Below are 16,649 nucleotides of genomic sequence, written 5' to 3' on the forward strand. Positions count from 1 at the left end.
TTCTCTCCTATGCCTGTGCCAAAAGCAGTTGAGCTTGAAGATAATGTTCTCGCCCGATCCCTTTGGCCAGTTCAGTATGAGGTAAATACAGGGCATAGGCGTACTGCAACTGCTCACATTGTTCAACCAAGCCCATCATCAAACTTAACTTTTCTTCATGCGAAGGGCTCGGCATATGTGCATAGTGGATTTCTAAACTGTGCTGATCCTGATGTTGTTCAAAGACTTTAATAAATAAACCGTGTCCTTGCGCCACTTGTTTCCATGAAACTGCCTGTAACGAGTCGCCCTCTTTAAAATTTCGCAATTCTCGAAATTCATCCATGTCCGGTTCAAAACTGTGCTGTTGCTGTTTATTTTCTGCCACTAAAGACTTAGCTTTAGGAGCAATCCACAGGGTTTTCTGAATGAAGAAATAACTCCAAGCGCGAACGAGACCAAATGGGTAAGTCGAATAGATTTTAATCTCTGGAAAACTGAACTGGCCGCGCTCTTTTGGAAAAAAATTTAAATCGACCACCTGATGGCTATCATGAATAAACAACTGTTCTATATGATCAGCATAAGCGAGCCAAAGGTATCGAGGCTGTGAAGAATACTGTTTGAAATGCATTTGTAATTGCAATGTACTCTCAACCTGCCCTATTTCAGGTAAAACCAGATCAATACTAAGACCATGCAACTGCTTAAAAGTTAAATAAAAACTCATACACAGCACAGCGCTGATTAAGAAACAAAACGCTAAAATTAAGTTATTGGCATAATTCACCCCTGCAATAAAGGTGATGAAAATCAGCACCACATACAGATATCCTTGCTGATAAATAAATACCAGTACATCTTTTTGGGTCAGTTGTTTTTCAGCTTTGAATTGAAAGCGTTTATTTATCCAGTTTTGCCATAGCATGTGTCAGCTCATCCTATCAGCGAACTTTGACTTGCTTCATGAGCTGCTCAGTTTCAGTTTCACCCAGTCCAATACGATGCGCGGTCACTGCGACAAATACAGCTTGTACATCATCGGGTGTAACAAATGCACGTGCTTTAACTAGAGCATAGGCTTGTGCTGCTTTCTTCAAAGCCAGTACGCCACGTGTAGATAAACCATGTCGACCTTTACGGGTCTCAGCCGCCAGATCTAAAATATAGTCCAAGACTTCCTCACATAAATAAATCTGTGACACCAAAGTTTGTAAAGCAAGAATGTCTTGTTCGGAAAATACGGTCATCAACTGCTGAATCAAGTCATGACGGGATTGTTGCTGCAATAAAGCCTTTTCTGCCTGACGTGATGGATAACCCAAAGATAAACGCATAAGAAAACGGTCGAGCTGTGACTCTGGTAATGCATAGGTTCCACTTTGAAAAAGTGGGTTTTGCGTTGCAATCACCCAGAAAGGTTGCGGTAGCACATAACGACTTGCATCAATTGTCACTACACCCTCTTCCATTGCCTCTAAGAGTGCACTTTGCGTTTTCGGACTACAGCGGTTAATTTCATCTGCGAGTAAAATTTGAGTAAAAATTGGCCCTTGCTTAAACTCAAACAGATGTTCTTTTTGGTTAAACATATTCACCCCAATCACATCACTTGCCAACATGTCATTGGTAAACTGAATTCGTTTAAATTGAAGACCAGCCAAATGTGCCAAGCTACTGGCCAGCGTAGTTTTGCCTAAACCGGGCAGGTCTTCAAACAAGATATGCCCACCTGCTAAAAGGCTACATAAAGCCAATTGGGTTTGTTGATTTTTATCTAAAACGATTTGATTAACTTGATTGAGAAATTCTTGGATTTTTGGATAAAAAACACTTAACTGTGATTCATCGAGCATGCTATGTTGCTGCGTTTCTACCGTTTTTTCTTTTCCCCAAAACACCTTATTCTCCCCAATCAAAATATAAATCAAGGTTTAACATACAGGTTTTTCAACCATACTCAAAGACGATCCTTATAAATCTTCAATGATTTGCGTATGAATAACTCCCCCCATCTCAAGCTATTGTTTTGCTGCAGATTTCAAGAGATCATTTAAAGCATCTGCACTCATTGAAAATGAAGGAGATGATTTCTCTGCTTGCTTAATCAATTCTATGAGTCGCGCATTGATTGGAGCTTGTCTACCACATTGTTCTGCGAGTTTTAAAACCTCACCATTAATCCAGTCGACTTCTGTGGGGCGACCTGCAATTAAATCATCTTGCATAGACGACCGTGCCAATGGATCGATTGCCAACATTTTACGACTTAATACTTTAAATAATGAATTGGGTAAACTCAGCAATTTGGGAATCAAATGGGTTGGAACTGCTGTTAACTTTGCAGGCTTAATTTTTGCACAATCAAGCAACTCTAAAGCTTCCTGCTGCGCCATTGCCACACATTGGCGATATTTACGAATCGACAATTGCTCCTTTAACGGTTTTTTTGACAATGCATTAATTGAATTATTTAAATTAAGTAAAAGTTTGGCCCACTGCACACCCAGCATGTCTTTTTCAAAAACAATCTCTAAACCTGCTTTTTGAAATGCATTCTCAAGCAATTTTTGATTTGGATATTGCTTAACACTTAAGGCACCTGACGTACCTTGATGATAATGCCCAGCTTCTTGTGTGGCGACGTTAAAAGGAACCATTCCCTCTAAAATCATCGGCCCTTGCAAAACCCTTTTTAAAATAGGGACATTATTTAAGCCATTTTGAAAGCTGATGATCAGGGGGGTTTTAGCCCCTAGATATTCTTTAAGTTCATGTGCAACTTGTTCGGTTGCCGCTGATTTCACACAAATAAAAATAACATCGGCGTCCACAGCATGAGTAGGATCGGTCGTTAATTTGAGTTGATGAGGTGCAAGTTTGATCTTTTTGCCTAAATAATCCGTTAAGACTAAGCCAAATTGGGAAAGCTCTGTTTGAATACGTGGACGCGTGATAAAAGTAACATCACTACCTGCAGCAACCAAACTTCCGCCTAAATAACACCCAATACTTCCAGCACCATAAATATATATTTTCATTCCATTTCCTTTTGCAAACTTCCAGTATTTTTAAGAGCTATAACAATCAAAAGCTGTCCGATATATGACATGAACCTTTTATGCCTCACACTCCGTGTTCGTTATGATTTAATCTACAATGCAGCAACATGCTTCATGCAAAAAGTACACTGTCGAATCTAACACGTGTCTCCTCATCGCATTGAATATTTTCACTCGATTTTTCACAAAAAAACGGCACCGAAGTGCCGTCTTTCAATTGATTAATTACATTAACAAGGGCACTTTTTCATGCCATTCGTTGCAGATGGATAACGCGCATCCACACAGTGACGATAAAAAGTTTTAGCATCCATCGCTTCCAGATCAGGATGGTGCTTTTTCATATGTTCCAAATAGTTGGGATAGTCTGGCACTCCCACCATCAAGCGAAAACTTTGCTGCAAACGTTGCCACAGCGTCGCAATTCGAGACCAATTTTTAGGGTTCAGAATCAAATCCTTCTGCGACATCACGGTCATTTTGATGATTTTATAAATCATCGTCTTTCCACTTTTAGCAAATTTTAGATTCATCTGACTCTCCTTAATGTCCTGCTTTTGATGGCTGAATGTCTTCAGGATCACGATAAATGGCTTCTGCTTCATGCACAGTCGGGACTGGGCTTGCCAATGCACGACGAATCACTCTAATCGCAGCAAACAGCATCACAATTGCCACAATCATAAAGAATCCACACAGTGCAGCGTTGATTTGATTCGACATTGCAACAGTCTGCATTTCAGCAACAGTTTTTGCTGGTGCTAAAATTTCATTTTTTGCAATTGCATTGTTAAAGCGTTCAGCTTGCGCCAAGAAACCAATTTTTGGGTTTTCGTGGAAAATTTTCTGCCAGCCCGCTGTCATACAGGTTACCAACAAGAAAATGGTCGGAATAATCGTAACCCATACATATTTCTCTTTCTTCATTTTGAAGAGAATCACTGTACCTAAGATCAATGCCATTGCCGCAAGCATTTGGTTACCCACACCAAACAATGGCCATAAGCTATTGATGCCCCCGAGCGGATCAACTACACCTTGGTAAACAAAGAAGCCCCACCCTGAAACCGCAACCGCTGTACCCAACAAGTTTCCGAAGAAGTTATGTGAGTTTTTCACCGCAGGAATCACAATACCCACGGTATCTTGCACCATGAAACGACATGCACGCGTACCCGCATCAACTGCCGTTAAAATAAATAGTGCTTCGAATAAAATGGCAAAGTGATACCAAAACGCCATCATTTCACGGCTATTGAAAATTTCCGTAATGATGTGAGCCATACCAATAGCAAAAGTTGGCGCACCGCCAGTACGTGAAAGGATGGTACTTTCACCCACTTCTTGAGCCAGTAAAGTTAATGTTTCTGGAGTAACAACAAAACCTAAGTTACGAACGGCTTCAGCTGCGGTGTCGACACTTGTCCCCAGCAAAGCGGCTGGTGAGTTAATTGCAAAATATACACCTGGATCAAGCACTGCTGCACAGATCAAGGCCATAATTGCAACAAATGACTCCATGAGCATGCCGCCATATCCGATCATTCGAATATCACGTTCATTGTTCACAAGTTTCGGCGTGGTGCCTGATGACACTAAAGCATGGAAACCTGAAATTGCACCACAGGCAATGGTAATAAATAAGAATGGGAACATTGAACCTGCAAACACGGGGCCAGTACCATCAATGAATTGCGTAAATGCTGGTAGCTTCATTTCTGGCATTGCGAAAATGATACCGACTGCCAAACCTGCAATCACACCAATTTTTAAGAAGGTTGATAGATAATCACGTGGTGCAAGCAATAACCACACAGGCAGTGCTGAAGCAACGAAGCCATAAATAATCAGCGCCCAAGTCAACTGAGTGCCCGACAGTGTAAAGAACGCACCCCAATATGGGTGCTGTGCGATATTTTCACCGTAGACAATGCCGAGCATCATCAAAACGAAACCAATAATAGATACTTCTGCAATTTTACCCGGGCGGATAAAACGCATGTAAATCCCCATAAAGAGTGCAATTGGAATCGTTGCCGCAATACTAAATACGCCCCATGGGCTGTGTGCAAGTGCTTTGACCACGACCAGTGCTAAAACTGCAAGGATAATAATCATTACCCCCAATGCACCAAGCATGACCACAATACCTGCAAAAGTTCCAAGCTCTTGCTTCGCCATTTCACCGAGTGAACGTCCATCACGACGGGTAGAAATAAACAACACCAAAAAGTCTTGTACTGCACCTGCAAGCACAACACCGACAAGTAACCAAATTGTGCCAGGTAAATAGCCCATTTGCGCTGCTAAAATAGGCCCTACTAATGGACCTGCACCTGCAATCGCTGCAAAGTGATGTCCAAATAGAACACTTTTGTTGGTTGGAACATAGTCCAGACCATCATTCAAACGATGTGCGGGAGTTAAGCGGCGTTCATCAAGCTCAAAAACTTTATTTGCAATAAATAAACTATAAAAGCGATAAGCAATACTATAAATACAGCCCGCAGCAAGTACGAGCCAGATGGCATTGACATGCTCACCACGACTCAGTGCCAATATCCCAAAAGAGACTGCACCGACGATGGCTACCAGTAGCCAAATGATTTTCGAAGTCAGAGTTGACTTCGGCTGAACAGATTCCATTTCAATCCCTCATATTTGTTGCATTCAATCAGCGTCTTTAATTATTCGAGGTACTGCTGTTTTCCTTTGCGACTTTACTCTGCATCTCCTTGTTTTGATCTAATACTTTGGCATAAAAAAAGGGATGATTTTCATCATCCCTTCCGATAATAGTCTATTTTTAAACCATTATGCACGTTCTAAATAATCGCCAGTACGCGTATCTACACGAACGCTTTCTTCTTGCTGTACAAATAATGGAACACGAACTACAGCACCTGTTTCCAATTTTGCTGGTTTACCACCACCACCAGAAGTATCACCACGTACACCTGGATCAGTTTCAACAATTTTCAAAACGACGAAGTTTGGTGGGTTTACTGTTAATGGCACGCCATTGAATAGCATAATAGTACATTTTTCATTTGAATCATCTTTTAACCATTTTGCAGCATCGCCCATTGCTGTTTTGTCAGCAGCGATCTGTTCAAATGATACAGGATCCATAAAGTTCCACATTTCGCCGTCGTTGTACAAGTATTCCATTTCTACTTCTACAATGTCAGCCGCTTCTAGAGAATCACCAGACTTAAATGTTTTTTCTAAAACTTTACCAGAACGTAAATTACGTAATTTTACGCGGTTAAATGCTTGACCTTTACCTGGCTTTACATATTCATTTTCCATGATTGAACATGGGTTACCATCAAGCATAACCTTAAGGCCTGACTTGAAATCATTCGTAGAATAATAGGCCATGACTGGCGCACTCCAAACTAACTAACTTAAATATTTATGTCTTTATCTTAGACACCAAAGCTTTGAAAAGCAGGGCCATAAAGATAGGGCATCTTTTTTGATGCCTCGTATTGTAAATGAGCAAGGTGTTATGAATCAATGAAAATCCACTGCCTATAAACCGAAGATCTTGATAAAATAGCTTTGTTCCGCGTGTTTTTGTGTACTGAAAAAGCCTTTTTAGACCGTCCGCATCCGAACAACTCGTTTTGACATCACCCGATTTGATGACCTAACTTTCTTTTGACCTAGTATTTGACCCCTTATTGCATGACTCATTATTTGTACCAAGAGCAAAATTGGCAAGCTCAACTCAGTGATTTAATTACCGATCCTTTAGAATTACTTAACATTCTAGAGCTTTCTCCTGAGCAACTGCTGTCAGGTGCACTGCTTGCATCAACCCAATTTAAACTCCGTGTTCCACGTGCTTTTGTGACAAAAATGCAAAAAGGCAATCCAATTGATCCTTTGCTCCTTCAAGTCCTGCCTCATCATCTTGAGCTTGAAGAACATCCCGACTTCGTGACCGACCCTTTGGGTGAGGAACAAGCCAACCAGCAACCAGGTGTTCTGCACAAATATAAAACTCGCTTTTTACTGACACTGACTGGAGCTTGTGCCGTTCATTGTCGTTACTGTTTTCGCCGACATTTCCCCTACCAAGAGAACCTGCCAAAGTCAGAAGATTGGATCAATATCCAACACTATATTCAGTCGCAACCTGACATTAATGAAGTCATTTTGAGTGGCGGAGACCCCTTAACGCTGTCCAATCGTAAAATAAAATTATGGATTGAACGCTTAGAAAGTATTCCTCAACTTAAATTTTTGAGAATTCACTCACGAGTTCCTATCGTAATGCCTAACCGTGTCGATGATGAGCTAATTTCCATCTTAAAAAACAGTAGGCTGCGCATTATTCTAGTGGTACACTCAAATCATGCATCGGAATTGGATGATTTTACCTGCCGTCAATTGCAGCAATTAGTCGCAGAAAAAATCACCGTTTTCAATCAGGCGGTTTTATTGAAAGGGGTCAATGATCAGGTTCAAATTTTGACAGATTTGAGCTACCGTTTGTTCGATGCAGGTGTTTTGCCATACTATTTACATGTTTTAGATAAAGTAAAAGGGGCTCACCATTTTGATTTAAACCCGCAAGACATTGATTTGCTGTATCAAGGATTATTGGCAAATCTACCCGGCTATCTGGTTCCCAAACTGGTCAGGGAAATTGCGGGAGAAAAGAATAAGACACCACTTTTCGGGGTTTCAACTTTTTGAGTTAAATAATAACGATGATGACGACGAGTACTTCAGATATCTTCCAGAAACCAACCGAATTGAAGTTGGATAAACTTAGTTTTTGCCCAAGCACAGTCAAAGGCTTACAAGAGTGGTTGGCAAACTTATCCATTTTACAATTGGGTGACTCTTCTCGCTCCTTATTTCAAGCATTACTTGAAGTATCCGAGCTTCAAGTCAGCGAAACACTCCGCTTTGACTTAGTTCAAGTTCTTCATTCAAATCTAGAAAATGTGCTTACCAGTTTAGAGAAACATTTTTTTAATCAGGGCCTCATCACTACAGATCGAAATGACCATATTATTGAGCTTGCCTTATTAATGCGTAGTCATTTTGCTAAAGTCTATATCGACATTGCAAAACGTGTTTCTCAGCAAATCACTCAAAATAAGTTTTCTCTATTTGCTTTTAATCAAAAAAAGAACCTACATACGGCTCGAACCGTATCGAGTTATTATGCTTTACAACAACTGTCCCTTTTGTTGTACCAACAACACTTACTTTATAGCTCCCCGATTCCGGGTCAGTGGCTAGCAGCTCATCAGCTCTTGGATTCTGCTATCCAAAATAACTTCTATTTGACCAACATTAATCAAATACAAGGCACGCAGCATCAGCTCAGCAATATCAGCCAAGCCTATGCGCAGCTCATTCTATTGGATATTTTCAATACCCATCAAATCCGCCCGGGTGAAATTCAAGGATTGTTTTTGTGTAGCTTTGATTGGGCGAAACTGATTCAAATCTTACCTAAAGAAACAACGTTATCTCGCTATATTGTCGATGCTTCAAAAGACTATCCACCAACTTATAATTCTCAAAAAAACAGTCACATTCAGCCGAATATTTTTATCTCGACGCAAGCCTTGCTTGATCATCTCTCAGAGATGCAAACCAAACGCGCAGAACCACTGTCACGCGATGAGAAGATTTTTCTTACCCCTGCTTTGCATTTTCACATTCATAACTTATTGACCAATAATATTGAACGTAAGCATGAACGTTATGAATACTCTGCCCAATTACAAATTTGCTTTGGCCTATCAGTCGCACATTTCTATTTATCTAAAGGCAAAAACTTTAATGAAACTTTAGAGCTAGAAGGCAACTACAACTTTCAGAATGAAAGTCACGTGATCAACTCAATGAACAGCAATATTCCTGTGGAGACGAGTTCTGCTCGTATGATTGATCGTGAATCGAAACAAATCTACCCTGCCGAAGTTTTAGATATTAGTGTGAATGGTTACCGTATTCGTTGGACTGGACCAACACCTGCACATTTAAAGACAGGTGAGTTCATTTTGGTTCAAGAAAATGCACATAGCCAATGGCGTGGTGGTGTGATTCGCTGGATTAAACAATCAAGTGAAAAGAGCTTGGAACTAGGGTTAGAAATCTTAGCGCAAGATCTTTTCCCATGTGCTGTTATGGTCAAAACAGACCGAACCACTCAGAACTATCAGCCTGCGTTATTGGTACAAACGTCACAGCTAGATGAAGTACAAACCAGCCTCATTGTGCCGGGTTCGAATATGTACAGAGAAAAACAAACCATTCACTTACGCCTAGGTGATGAAGATCTTAAAATTTATTTAGTAAAAGCACATTTAATTACGCAAAGTTTTATTCGTTTTGATTATGAATTGTTGAATGACCAACAAGAACCATTGGTTCAAAGTTTTATTCAAAAGCAAATGAATGCTATTAAGAATCACGATTTATGGGAAGCATTGAAGTGAGAAATCCATTATTATCTAAAAAGTTAAAACGTACGGAAACACGTTTACTCATTATTGATGATAATCAGATCCGTTATAACCAAATTCGTGACCTTTTAACTTCTAGCGATCATCAAGTTCATGCCACTTTACTGGATGACTTACAAAACTTTGAAAAACAGCTTCATCTGCCCTGGGACGTGGTGATTTTTGGTCGCGCTTATGACCTAAAGTATGAACAAGCACTAACTTTGATTCGTAACTCCAACCAAGTCAATTTACCACTGATTTTATTAAAACCAGACGAATATCAATCAACCCAATACGCAAGTTTTATTCGTAAAGGGGTCTATGATATTTTGGACTTAGAAGAAGCGGATAACTTTTACTTAGGTCTACTACGTGCGCTGTCATTAAGTCGTTTGCTACAAAGCCAACAACAACTCATGAATGAGCTTGAAACAGCGCAAAGCCAAGCACAGGCTTTAGTTGAAGAAAGTAATAAAGCCATTGCATTAATTCAAGAAGGGATTCATGTTTCAGCCAATGCTGAATACTTACAACTGTTCGGCCTAAGCTCTGAAGATGATATTATTGGTCAACCGCTACTTGATATTATCCAGCCAAAAGATGTAAACGATTTCAAATCACGTTTTAAGAAAATTTCACAAGGTCAGTTTGATTTAGGTGCTTTTGAAGTTGCTACGCTCAATAGCAATGCCCAAACTAAAAATCCTTTAAAAGTTGAGTTTTTAGCTGCACCTGAAGACGATGCTCTCCAACTGACGATTGAAGTCGAATCTGAACGGCCCGCTGCTCCATCTGTCAACACTGAAAAACACGCAATAAAACCTAACACGTATCAACAAATTAACCGCTCTATGACCAAACAGCCTTCTGATCAGAATGCTTTGGTTAGCTTTGCACTCAGCTCTTGTCCAGATGAAATTTTTAAAGCCAACTGGGCAACTACGCGTGATTATTTTAACAATATTTACAGCTTTTTAAATGAACAGACTCATATTCCTCTGTTTAAGGCAGGTGGGCAAACTATCGTTGGTTTATTCCAAGCAGAATCGCAGGCCAAACTCGAATCGAAGCTGATTGCCTTAAATGCGCTCACCAAACCACAGCTTATCACGGTAGAAAACAATAGCTATCCCGTAAATTTGCGCATTGGCTACACTTTACTAAAAGCTGAAATTTCAAATCAAGATCAGTTTGAAAACTTGCTGTGCTCAGCCTTTAAAACCGCTTTACCGACCAATCAAGACGATTGCGAAATTGAGCAAAAAGCCAGTATCGATACGCCTGTAATTGAGTTGATTAATCCTACAGTCAGCGATACTTTAGACACTCAAAAAACAGCAAATGAACCTACGGTACTTAAAGCGTTACATTTTGCATTAGAGCGTGGAGAAGTTCACCTTAAATATCAACAACTTTACGACAAGGAAGACACCAATTTATATACTTATGAGGTCACCAGTGGCTTTATTTTTGGTAATACGTGGAAAGATATATCGAGCCTCAAAGAGTTAAGTGAAGATCATGAACTGTCTATTAAACTCGACCGCTGGATTTTAGTTGAGTCATGTAAACAGCTACACAATTTTATCACTCAGTATCCTGAAGCAAAGTTGATTGTAAATTTAAACAAAGCCGTACTGTTGAATGACCGCTCTTTCCCAGAATTTATCGCCAAACTGATTACCATTGTACGCAGTAAGTTAAGCCACCCAATTACACTTCAGTTCTCTGAAGATGATATCAGCCAGAACATTGCTGAAGCGCAAAAATACATTACCCAGCTTCGCCAATATGGTGCTGAAGTTTCAATTCGTGACTTTGGTAATAGCATTTATAGTGAATCTATCCTACGTCAGCTTGATATCAACAATCTCACTTTACATGAAAACTTAACTCGTATGCTTAGTAGCGACACCAACACGGAAGATTTGCAAGAAAAAGTTGCGGTATATCATCAATTGAAAAACATTCAAATTATGTTGCGTGATCTGAATGATATGACATCATTTGCCAATGCGTGGAATGTCGATGCCCGCTTTATTCAAGGCGATTATTTCCAGAAGAAACTTGATCATCTGATTGATGTGCAGGATCAGTAAAAGTTAAATCTTGGATACTAACCTCTAAATTTAAAGACCTCTATATGGGGTCTTTTTATATTGTCTTGCTATTTGGCCTATGACTCTTTATCGAAATTATAGGCATAAAAAAACGGGCAAATGCCCGTTTTTTTCTTTTGCTATTAGTCGCGTTTGATAGAACGAGACATGCCAGCAAAACGTTGTTTGAACTTGTCGATACGACCGCCAGTGTCAACGTTCTTTTGCTTACCAGTGTAGAATGGGTGGCAAGCTGAACATACGTCTAGGTAAACAGTTTCTTTACCAAGTGCAGAACGAGTTTCGATTACGTTACCGCAAGAACAAGTAGCAACTAAAGTTTGGTATTTTGGGTGAATATCGGCGCGCATCGTCGATTACTCCATAAAAATTAAAGAAGGTTTTGCTGTCATCGCAATTGATCACTCTCAAAATTGAGGAAAGGCCCACTTAATTAAATTAAGTTGCAGATCAACACCATAACAGACCATTCTTTTGGCCCACCGAGACGGATACCGTCAGAGCTAAGCACAACAAGTGGGCGATATTATAACTGAAGTAGATCTATTAATAAATAGATCATTGTTGGCTTTGAGCTTTCTTCTGAGCTGCGCTTTTCATATAGTTAATATATTACTTTCCTAGCATACGTTGAAATTCATCTTCATCAAAATGATTGAGTCGTTCAATCAAAAAAAGGACAATATTTTTTAGTATTTACTTTTCGTATGGATGAAGACATTACGTCCAACATGTTTTGTATTTCTTATTTAAACATAGGATTAATTGATTGATCCATTTCAGTCTCTTGAAAGATGCTTACGCCATTATAATTGATATCTTTTCCTACTTTTGCAGTATTCAGCAGCTTCTGCTTCACAGCTGAATAAGCTTGCTCCAGTTCAACATTCATTTGTGGTTGATTTTCTCTACAAAAATTTAACATGGGTTGCAACGACATTAATGGTATTTTTTCAACAATATCTCAATTTGTTCTCATGTTTAGGTTTTAATTTACAAGGCTAATATTACTATAACCCACAGAAAAATAGATGTTTTTTATTATCTTTATAACTTTATTCTCTAATATATTTAATATAAAAAAGTGTTCAACTGTGTTTAGACATTTACAAAAGCTAAGTTCAAAACTTAGCTTTTGTAAATTTTATTATTCATCCGTACTTTGTTTCGCCCAATAATTAGCAATAATTCCACACACCATCAGCTGAATTTGATGAAAAATCATAATCGGTAGAACGATCATCCCCAAAGGCTGCCCAATAAAAAGAATCTGTGCCATTGGAACGCCGCTGGCTAGAGTCTTTTTTGAACCACAGAAAAAAATTGTTTTCTGATCAGCACGGTTAAAGCCTAACCAACGTGGCAGAAATAATCCCAAAAGCATAACAACCGTCAGTAACACTGAACAAACGACAATCAGAAGCACCAGTGTACTCAGGCTGACTTCCTGCCATAAACCCGCCACCACAGCACCGCTGAAAGCGCCGTAAACCACCATTAATATCGAACCCTGATCGAATGCTTTGACGATGCTTGGCATTTTTTGCATATACGGAAATACATATGGTCGAAGTAACTGTCCAAGGACAAAGGGAACCAACAGCAATAAGGTAATTTGAAGTATAGACGAGGTTGGATCAAAACCATGCTCTGATTGCCCTAAAATAAAAAAAGCCACCATCACAGGGGTAATAAACATCCCGATCAAATTTGAGAATGACGCACTACATACCGCCCCAGCCACATTCCCTTGCGCGACCGAAGTAAATGCAATTGAAGACTGTACTGTCGATGGCAAAAAGCACATAAACAAAAAGCCCCAATACAATTCCTGCCCAAGTAGTGGTACCAAGACAGGCTTTGCAAGCAAACCTAAAATAGGAAAAAGAATGAAGGTAAATGCAAAAACCAAAGCATGCAGTTTCCAGTGCATCATGCCCTGAATCACAGCTTCACGGGATAGTTTAGCACCATGCAAAAAGAATAAAATCGCAATCGCGACCGTCGTCAGTACACCAAATACACTGGCCGCTTGACCTGAAACAGGGACAAAGCTGGCTAAGAGCACCATAACAAATAGTAATAACGTAAACCGATCGAGTGCCAATAATTTCAACATACCAACATCCTGTCATTCCTCTAAAAATGAAAAAGCCCAGCGACTCATTTACCTTTGGGTAAATTCATCTTACTGAGCTATATAAATAAAGCTAGCTTTTACAGGATATGTTCAATATTTTTTTAATTAATATTGTGCATACACGCTGCATATGACCTAATAACGGCTTAGTTATTACGTGCATTATTATCTTGTTGAATCAGTTCAATTTTATAGCCATCTGGATCTTCCACAAAGGCAATAACCGTTACGCCACCTTTCATTGGTCCAGCTTCACGCACGACATTACCACCTCGCGCTTTGATTTCCTCACAAGCTTTATAAGCATCATCTACAGCAATAGCTATATGGCCATAAGCATTACCCAACTCATAACTATCCGTATCCCAGTTATGTGTCAGTTCTAAAACTGTATGATTGTCTTCATCGCCATAACCCACAAATGCCAAAGTAAAACGACCTTCTTCATAATCACGCTTACGAAGTAAAGTCATACCAAGCACTTCAGTATAGAACGCCAAAGATTGTTCTAAATTGCCTACACGTAGCATGGTATGTAACATGCGCATTGGAATTACCTCTTGATTTTGTTTCAGCCACCCAATATAGGCAATGCCGCCCTATATTTCAAACCCCAACCATAAAAAAAGCAGCCACAAGAGCTACTTTTTCATTTCGATATAAATAGATGCTTTAACTTTGTTCAGCAGCATGCTCACGTAGAAGTTTCGCCACCCAAACCACCAAAATTAAAATAGGTATGCCAATCAGTGTCGTCATCAAGAAAAAATTTGGATAGCCAATATTCGACACAATCGTCCCTGAGTATCCACCTAAAATTTTAGGTGTCAACGTCATCAAGGAACTAAAAATTGCATATTGAACAGCAGTAAAAGACACACTGGTTAAGCTTGACAAGAATGCAATAAATGCAGCACCTGCTAAACCTGATGCCAAGTTGTCGACAATAATTGCAAAATAGAGCCAGTTCGAGCTATATTCCTTAATCACCTTTCCTTTAACTTCTAACTGCCCATCAACCACTTTGTTCAAGTTGATTGGTTGAAGATCAACATCTAAAGTCGAAGAGTTCACAGAAGCAGTGTCCACGTTGTAGCTTAACGTAGCCTCTTGCAGTACGCGCTTATTTTGCATCAATGTGGCATTCAGCTTTTTAGAGTTTGAGTCAAGAAGCTGCTTTGCAGGAATAGCTGCACTAAACACCCCTTCCTTGTCTAACTTTGCATCAAAGCTTTGACCATCTAAGTTCAATTGAATACTCTGGTTTTCAGCCAGTGTCGCAAGGTATTGACCTCGCACCACAATGCTTCCTTCAGCCTCTCGTTGATTAATCACATTATCAGCCGTGATCGGAAGCAACAGCAATGCCGTAGATGCACCCGTTTTGATATAAGGCAATGTGACCGAGACAGGCTGTGACGTATCATTTTGAAAACTGGCCGTTGCAGTTAGACTTTCATTTGCCTTGAGTTGCTCAACAGGAACCTTAATTTTCCATGCACCTGTCTCATCCGCTTGAGTTTTGAAACTCTGCTCACCAACATTGATCACCACATCATTTAAAGGTTGTCCTGATTTGACCAAACCAATAAAAATAAGATTGGTTGAGCTTGCCAAAATTGCCCCGACAAACATCAATTTCATGATGTTCATGCGCTGCGCCAGTAGCCCTCCTAAAAAGCCACCAACCAAACTAAAAATCACCCCATAAACTTTCACCGCTTCAGCAATCTGCTCTTTGGTAAAGTTTAAATCTTGATAAAACACATTGGATATCACACCTGCAATAATGTCGGAAATACGGTAAAAACCAATCAACAATAGCAATACCAACGCCAATTTCACGCCATAACGTTTAAAAAAGTCAGCAACAGGATTGACCCATGTTTCATAAGCCATTTGTTTGTTCACAGCGCCCATTTTTACTAGGCTTGCACCCACAAAGAAAGCCACAGCACCAGAGCCAACAAACCGTATAGCCTCAAAACAAAACAGTGCAAAACTATCTTTGATGGACCAGAGCTGGATCAGCATTTCAGTTAACTTGCCTGAGTAAATATAACTCAGTACAAAGCTCACCACAGACACAAAGAAAACTGCCACCAAACGATAATAATCTACCCGTTTATATTCTTTACGCACCCGATCCACTTGTGGTTCACGTATACATAAAGTGGTTGTAATTCCGACCAACATGACCGCCGCCATTGCTAAATAGGTCCACTTCCACGCCTCATAAATATAGTTGCCTTTGGCTGTACCCAAATAAGCCGCTAAAAATAATGCACCCGCGCCCGCAACGATCATGCCGATGCGGTAGCCTGCGTTATAAGTTGAAGCCAATACCGTTTGCATTTGCGTTTCTGCCAGCTCAATACGATAGGCATCAATCACAATATCTTGTGTTGCAGCAGAAAAACCTAAAAGCACAGCACCCGCAGCCATTTGGTAAAGATAGCTCTGACCAAGAGATGGATCTGAAAATGCCATAATACAAATCGCACAAATAATTAAAATTTGTGCGATTAATAACCATGCACGTCGACGTCCTAACAGTTTGGTCAGCCCTGGTACGGGTAACTCATCTATCAAAGGGGCCCAAACAAATTTGAATGAATATCCCAGAGCAGCCCAACTAAAAAAAGTCACAGCGCTCTTATCGATACCTGCTTCTCCTAGCCATAAAGATAAGCTCGAGAAAATTAACAGGATTGGAATACCTGCGGAGAAACCCAAAAACAGCATGATCAACGCACGGCGATCTAAAAATGCAGTAAAAGCGGATTTCCATCCTGAAGATTGTGTTGTCATTACATTTTTGTTGTCTTAAAACCAATGTTGCTATTCAAACCCTTAATACAATTTG

At 39.8% G+C, this 16,649-nt stretch carries 14 protein-coding genes; 3 read left to right on the forward strand and 11 right to left on the reverse strand.

What is annotated here, in order from left to right:
• Positions 1 to 7 precede the first annotated feature (7 nt).
• The 6 genes from CDG62_RS12560 to efp form a co-directional block, all read right to left on the reverse strand.
• Positions 8 to 907, reverse strand: a complete 900-nt coding sequence (locus CDG62_RS12560; protein ID WP_087528544.1) for a DUF58 domain-containing protein — start codon at positions 905 to 907, stop codon at positions 8 to 10.
• A gap of 16 nt (positions 908 to 923) precedes the next feature.
• Positions 924 to 1,880, reverse strand: coding sequence for an AAA family ATPase (locus tag CDG62_RS12565; RefSeq protein ID WP_416232129.1), 957 nt, complete (start codon positions 1,878 to 1,880; stop codon positions 924 to 926).
• A gap of 120 nt (positions 1,881 to 2,000) precedes the next feature.
• A complete protein-coding gene (locus tag CDG62_RS12570; protein WP_087528545.1) occupies positions 2,001 to 3,020 on the reverse strand; it encodes a 2-dehydropantoate 2-reductase in 1,020 nt (339 codons plus the stop codon).
• Positions 3,021 to 3,271: 251 nt separating this feature from the next.
• Positions 3,272 to 3,574, reverse strand: coding sequence for a YbdD/YjiX family protein (locus CDG62_RS12575; RefSeq protein ID WP_004693572.1), 303 nt, complete (start codon positions 3,572 to 3,574; stop codon positions 3,272 to 3,274).
• 10 nt (positions 3,575 to 3,584) lie between these two features.
• Positions 3,585 to 5,687 carry a carbon starvation CstA family protein gene (locus CDG62_RS12580; protein WP_087528546.1) on the reverse strand — a complete coding sequence of 701 codons (2,103 nt, stop codon included), beginning with the start codon at positions 5,685 to 5,687 and terminating at the stop codon, positions 3,585 to 3,587.
• Positions 5,688 to 5,855: 168 nt separating this feature from the next.
• Entirely contained in the window at positions 5,856 to 6,425 is a 570-nt protein-coding gene (gene efp / locus CDG62_RS12585; protein WP_004693574.1) for an elongation factor P, read from the reverse strand.
• Positions 6,426 to 6,734: 309 nt separating this feature from the next.
• Between efp and epmB the strand changes: the two genes are divergently transcribed.
• The 3 genes from epmB to CDG62_RS12600 are packed head-to-tail and all read left to right on the forward strand — an operon-like array spanning position 6,735 to position 11,622.
• Entirely contained in the window at positions 6,735 to 7,751 is a 1,017-nt protein-coding gene (epmB, locus tag CDG62_RS12590) for an EF-P beta-lysylation protein EpmB (RefSeq protein ID WP_087528547.1), read from the forward strand.
• A 17-nt stretch (positions 7,752 to 7,768) separates the two neighbouring features.
• The gene (locus CDG62_RS12595) at positions 7,769 to 9,514 is read left to right on the forward strand and encodes a GTPase (RefSeq protein ID WP_087528565.1); all 1,746 of its coding nucleotides are present in this window, start codon (positions 7,769 to 7,771) and stop codon (positions 9,512 to 9,514) included.
• Positions 9,496 to 11,622, forward strand: a complete 2,127-nt coding sequence (locus tag CDG62_RS12600; protein WP_087528548.1) for an EAL domain-containing protein — start codon at positions 9,496 to 9,498, stop codon at positions 11,620 to 11,622. Before CDG62_RS12595 ends, CDG62_RS12600 begins: the two co-directional genes overlap by 19 nt.
• 143 nt (positions 11,623 to 11,765) lie before the next feature.
• Here CDG62_RS12600 and rpmE read toward each other — a convergent pair whose 3' ends face one another.
• From rpmE to CDG62_RS12625, 5 genes are all read right to left on the reverse strand, one after another.
• A complete protein-coding gene (gene rpmE / locus CDG62_RS12605) occupies positions 11,766 to 11,993 on the reverse strand; it encodes a 50S ribosomal protein L31 (RefSeq protein ID WP_004693579.1) in 228 nt (75 codons plus the stop codon).
• A 395-nt stretch (positions 11,994 to 12,388) separates the two neighbouring features.
• Positions 12,389 to 12,535: a hypothetical protein gene (locus CDG62_RS12610; RefSeq protein ID WP_162904034.1), complete on the reverse strand. Its 147-nt coding sequence runs from the start codon at positions 12,533 to 12,535 to the stop codon at positions 12,389 to 12,391.
• A gap of 255 nt (positions 12,536 to 12,790) precedes the next feature.
• Positions 12,791 to 13,762, reverse strand: coding sequence for a bile acid:sodium symporter family protein (locus CDG62_RS12615; RefSeq protein ID WP_087528550.1), 972 nt, complete (start codon positions 13,760 to 13,762; stop codon positions 12,791 to 12,793).
• Between the two features lie 167 nt (positions 13,763 to 13,929).
• On the reverse strand, positions 13,930 to 14,331 hold the full coding sequence (gloA, locus tag CDG62_RS12620; RefSeq protein WP_086209572.1) for a lactoylglutathione lyase: 402 nt from the start codon (positions 14,329 to 14,331) through the stop codon (positions 13,930 to 13,932).
• Positions 14,332 to 14,455: 124 nt separating this feature from the next.
• A complete protein-coding gene (locus CDG62_RS12625) occupies positions 14,456 to 16,594 on the reverse strand; it encodes an AmpG family muropeptide MFS transporter (protein WP_087528551.1) in 2,139 nt (712 codons plus the stop codon).
• Positions 16,595 to 16,649: the final 55 nt, after the last annotated feature.

Origin of the sequence: Acinetobacter sp. WCHA55 (assembly GCF_002165305.2) — a bacterium.
Classification (GTDB): domain Bacteria; phylum Pseudomonadota; class Gammaproteobacteria; order Pseudomonadales; family Moraxellaceae; genus Acinetobacter.

Coding starts and splice junctions, on each gene's coding strand:
- CDG62_RS12600 (WP_087528548.1), top strand. CDS start 9,496: ATGGGAAGCATTGAAGTGAGAAATCCATTATTATCTAAAAAGTTAAAA.
- CDG62_RS12570 (WP_087528545.1), bottom strand. CDS start 3,020: ATGAAAATATATATTTATGGTGCTGGAAGTATTGGGTGTTATTTAGGC.
- epmB (WP_087528547.1), top strand. CDS start 6,735: ATGACTCATTATTTGTACCAAGAGCAAAATTGGCAAGCTCAACTCAGT.
- efp (WP_004693574.1), bottom strand. CDS start 6,425: ATGGCCTATTATTCTACGAATGATTTCAAGTCAGGCCTTAAGGTTATG.
- rpmE (WP_004693579.1), bottom strand. CDS start 11,993: ATGCGCGCCGATATTCACCCAAAATACCAAACTTTAGTTGCTACTTGT.
- CDG62_RS12610 (WP_162904034.1), bottom strand. CDS start 12,535: ATGAATGTTGAACTGGAGCAAGCTTATTCAGCTGTGAAGCAGAAGCTG.
- CDG62_RS12615 (WP_087528550.1), bottom strand. CDS start 13,762: ATGTTGAAATTATTGGCACTCGATCGGTTTACGTTATTACTATTTGTT.
- gloA (WP_086209572.1), bottom strand. CDS start 14,331: ATGCGCATGTTACATACCATGCTACGTGTAGGCAATTTAGAACAATCT.
- CDG62_RS12580 (WP_087528546.1), bottom strand. CDS start 5,687: ATGGAATCTGTTCAGCCGAAGTCAACTCTGACTTCGAAAATCATTTGG.
- CDG62_RS12575 (WP_004693572.1), bottom strand. CDS start 3,574: ATGAATCTAAAATTTGCTAAAAGTGGAAAGACGATGATTTATAAAATC.
- CDG62_RS12625 (WP_087528551.1), bottom strand. CDS start 16,594: ATGACAACACAATCTTCAGGATGGAAATCCGCTTTTACTGCATTTTTA.
- CDG62_RS12595 (WP_087528565.1), top strand. CDS start 7,769: ATGACGACGAGTACTTCAGATATCTTCCAGAAACCAACCGAATTGAAG.
- CDG62_RS12560 (WP_087528544.1), bottom strand. CDS start 907: ATGCTATGGCAAAACTGGATAAATAAACGCTTTCAATTCAAAGCTGAA.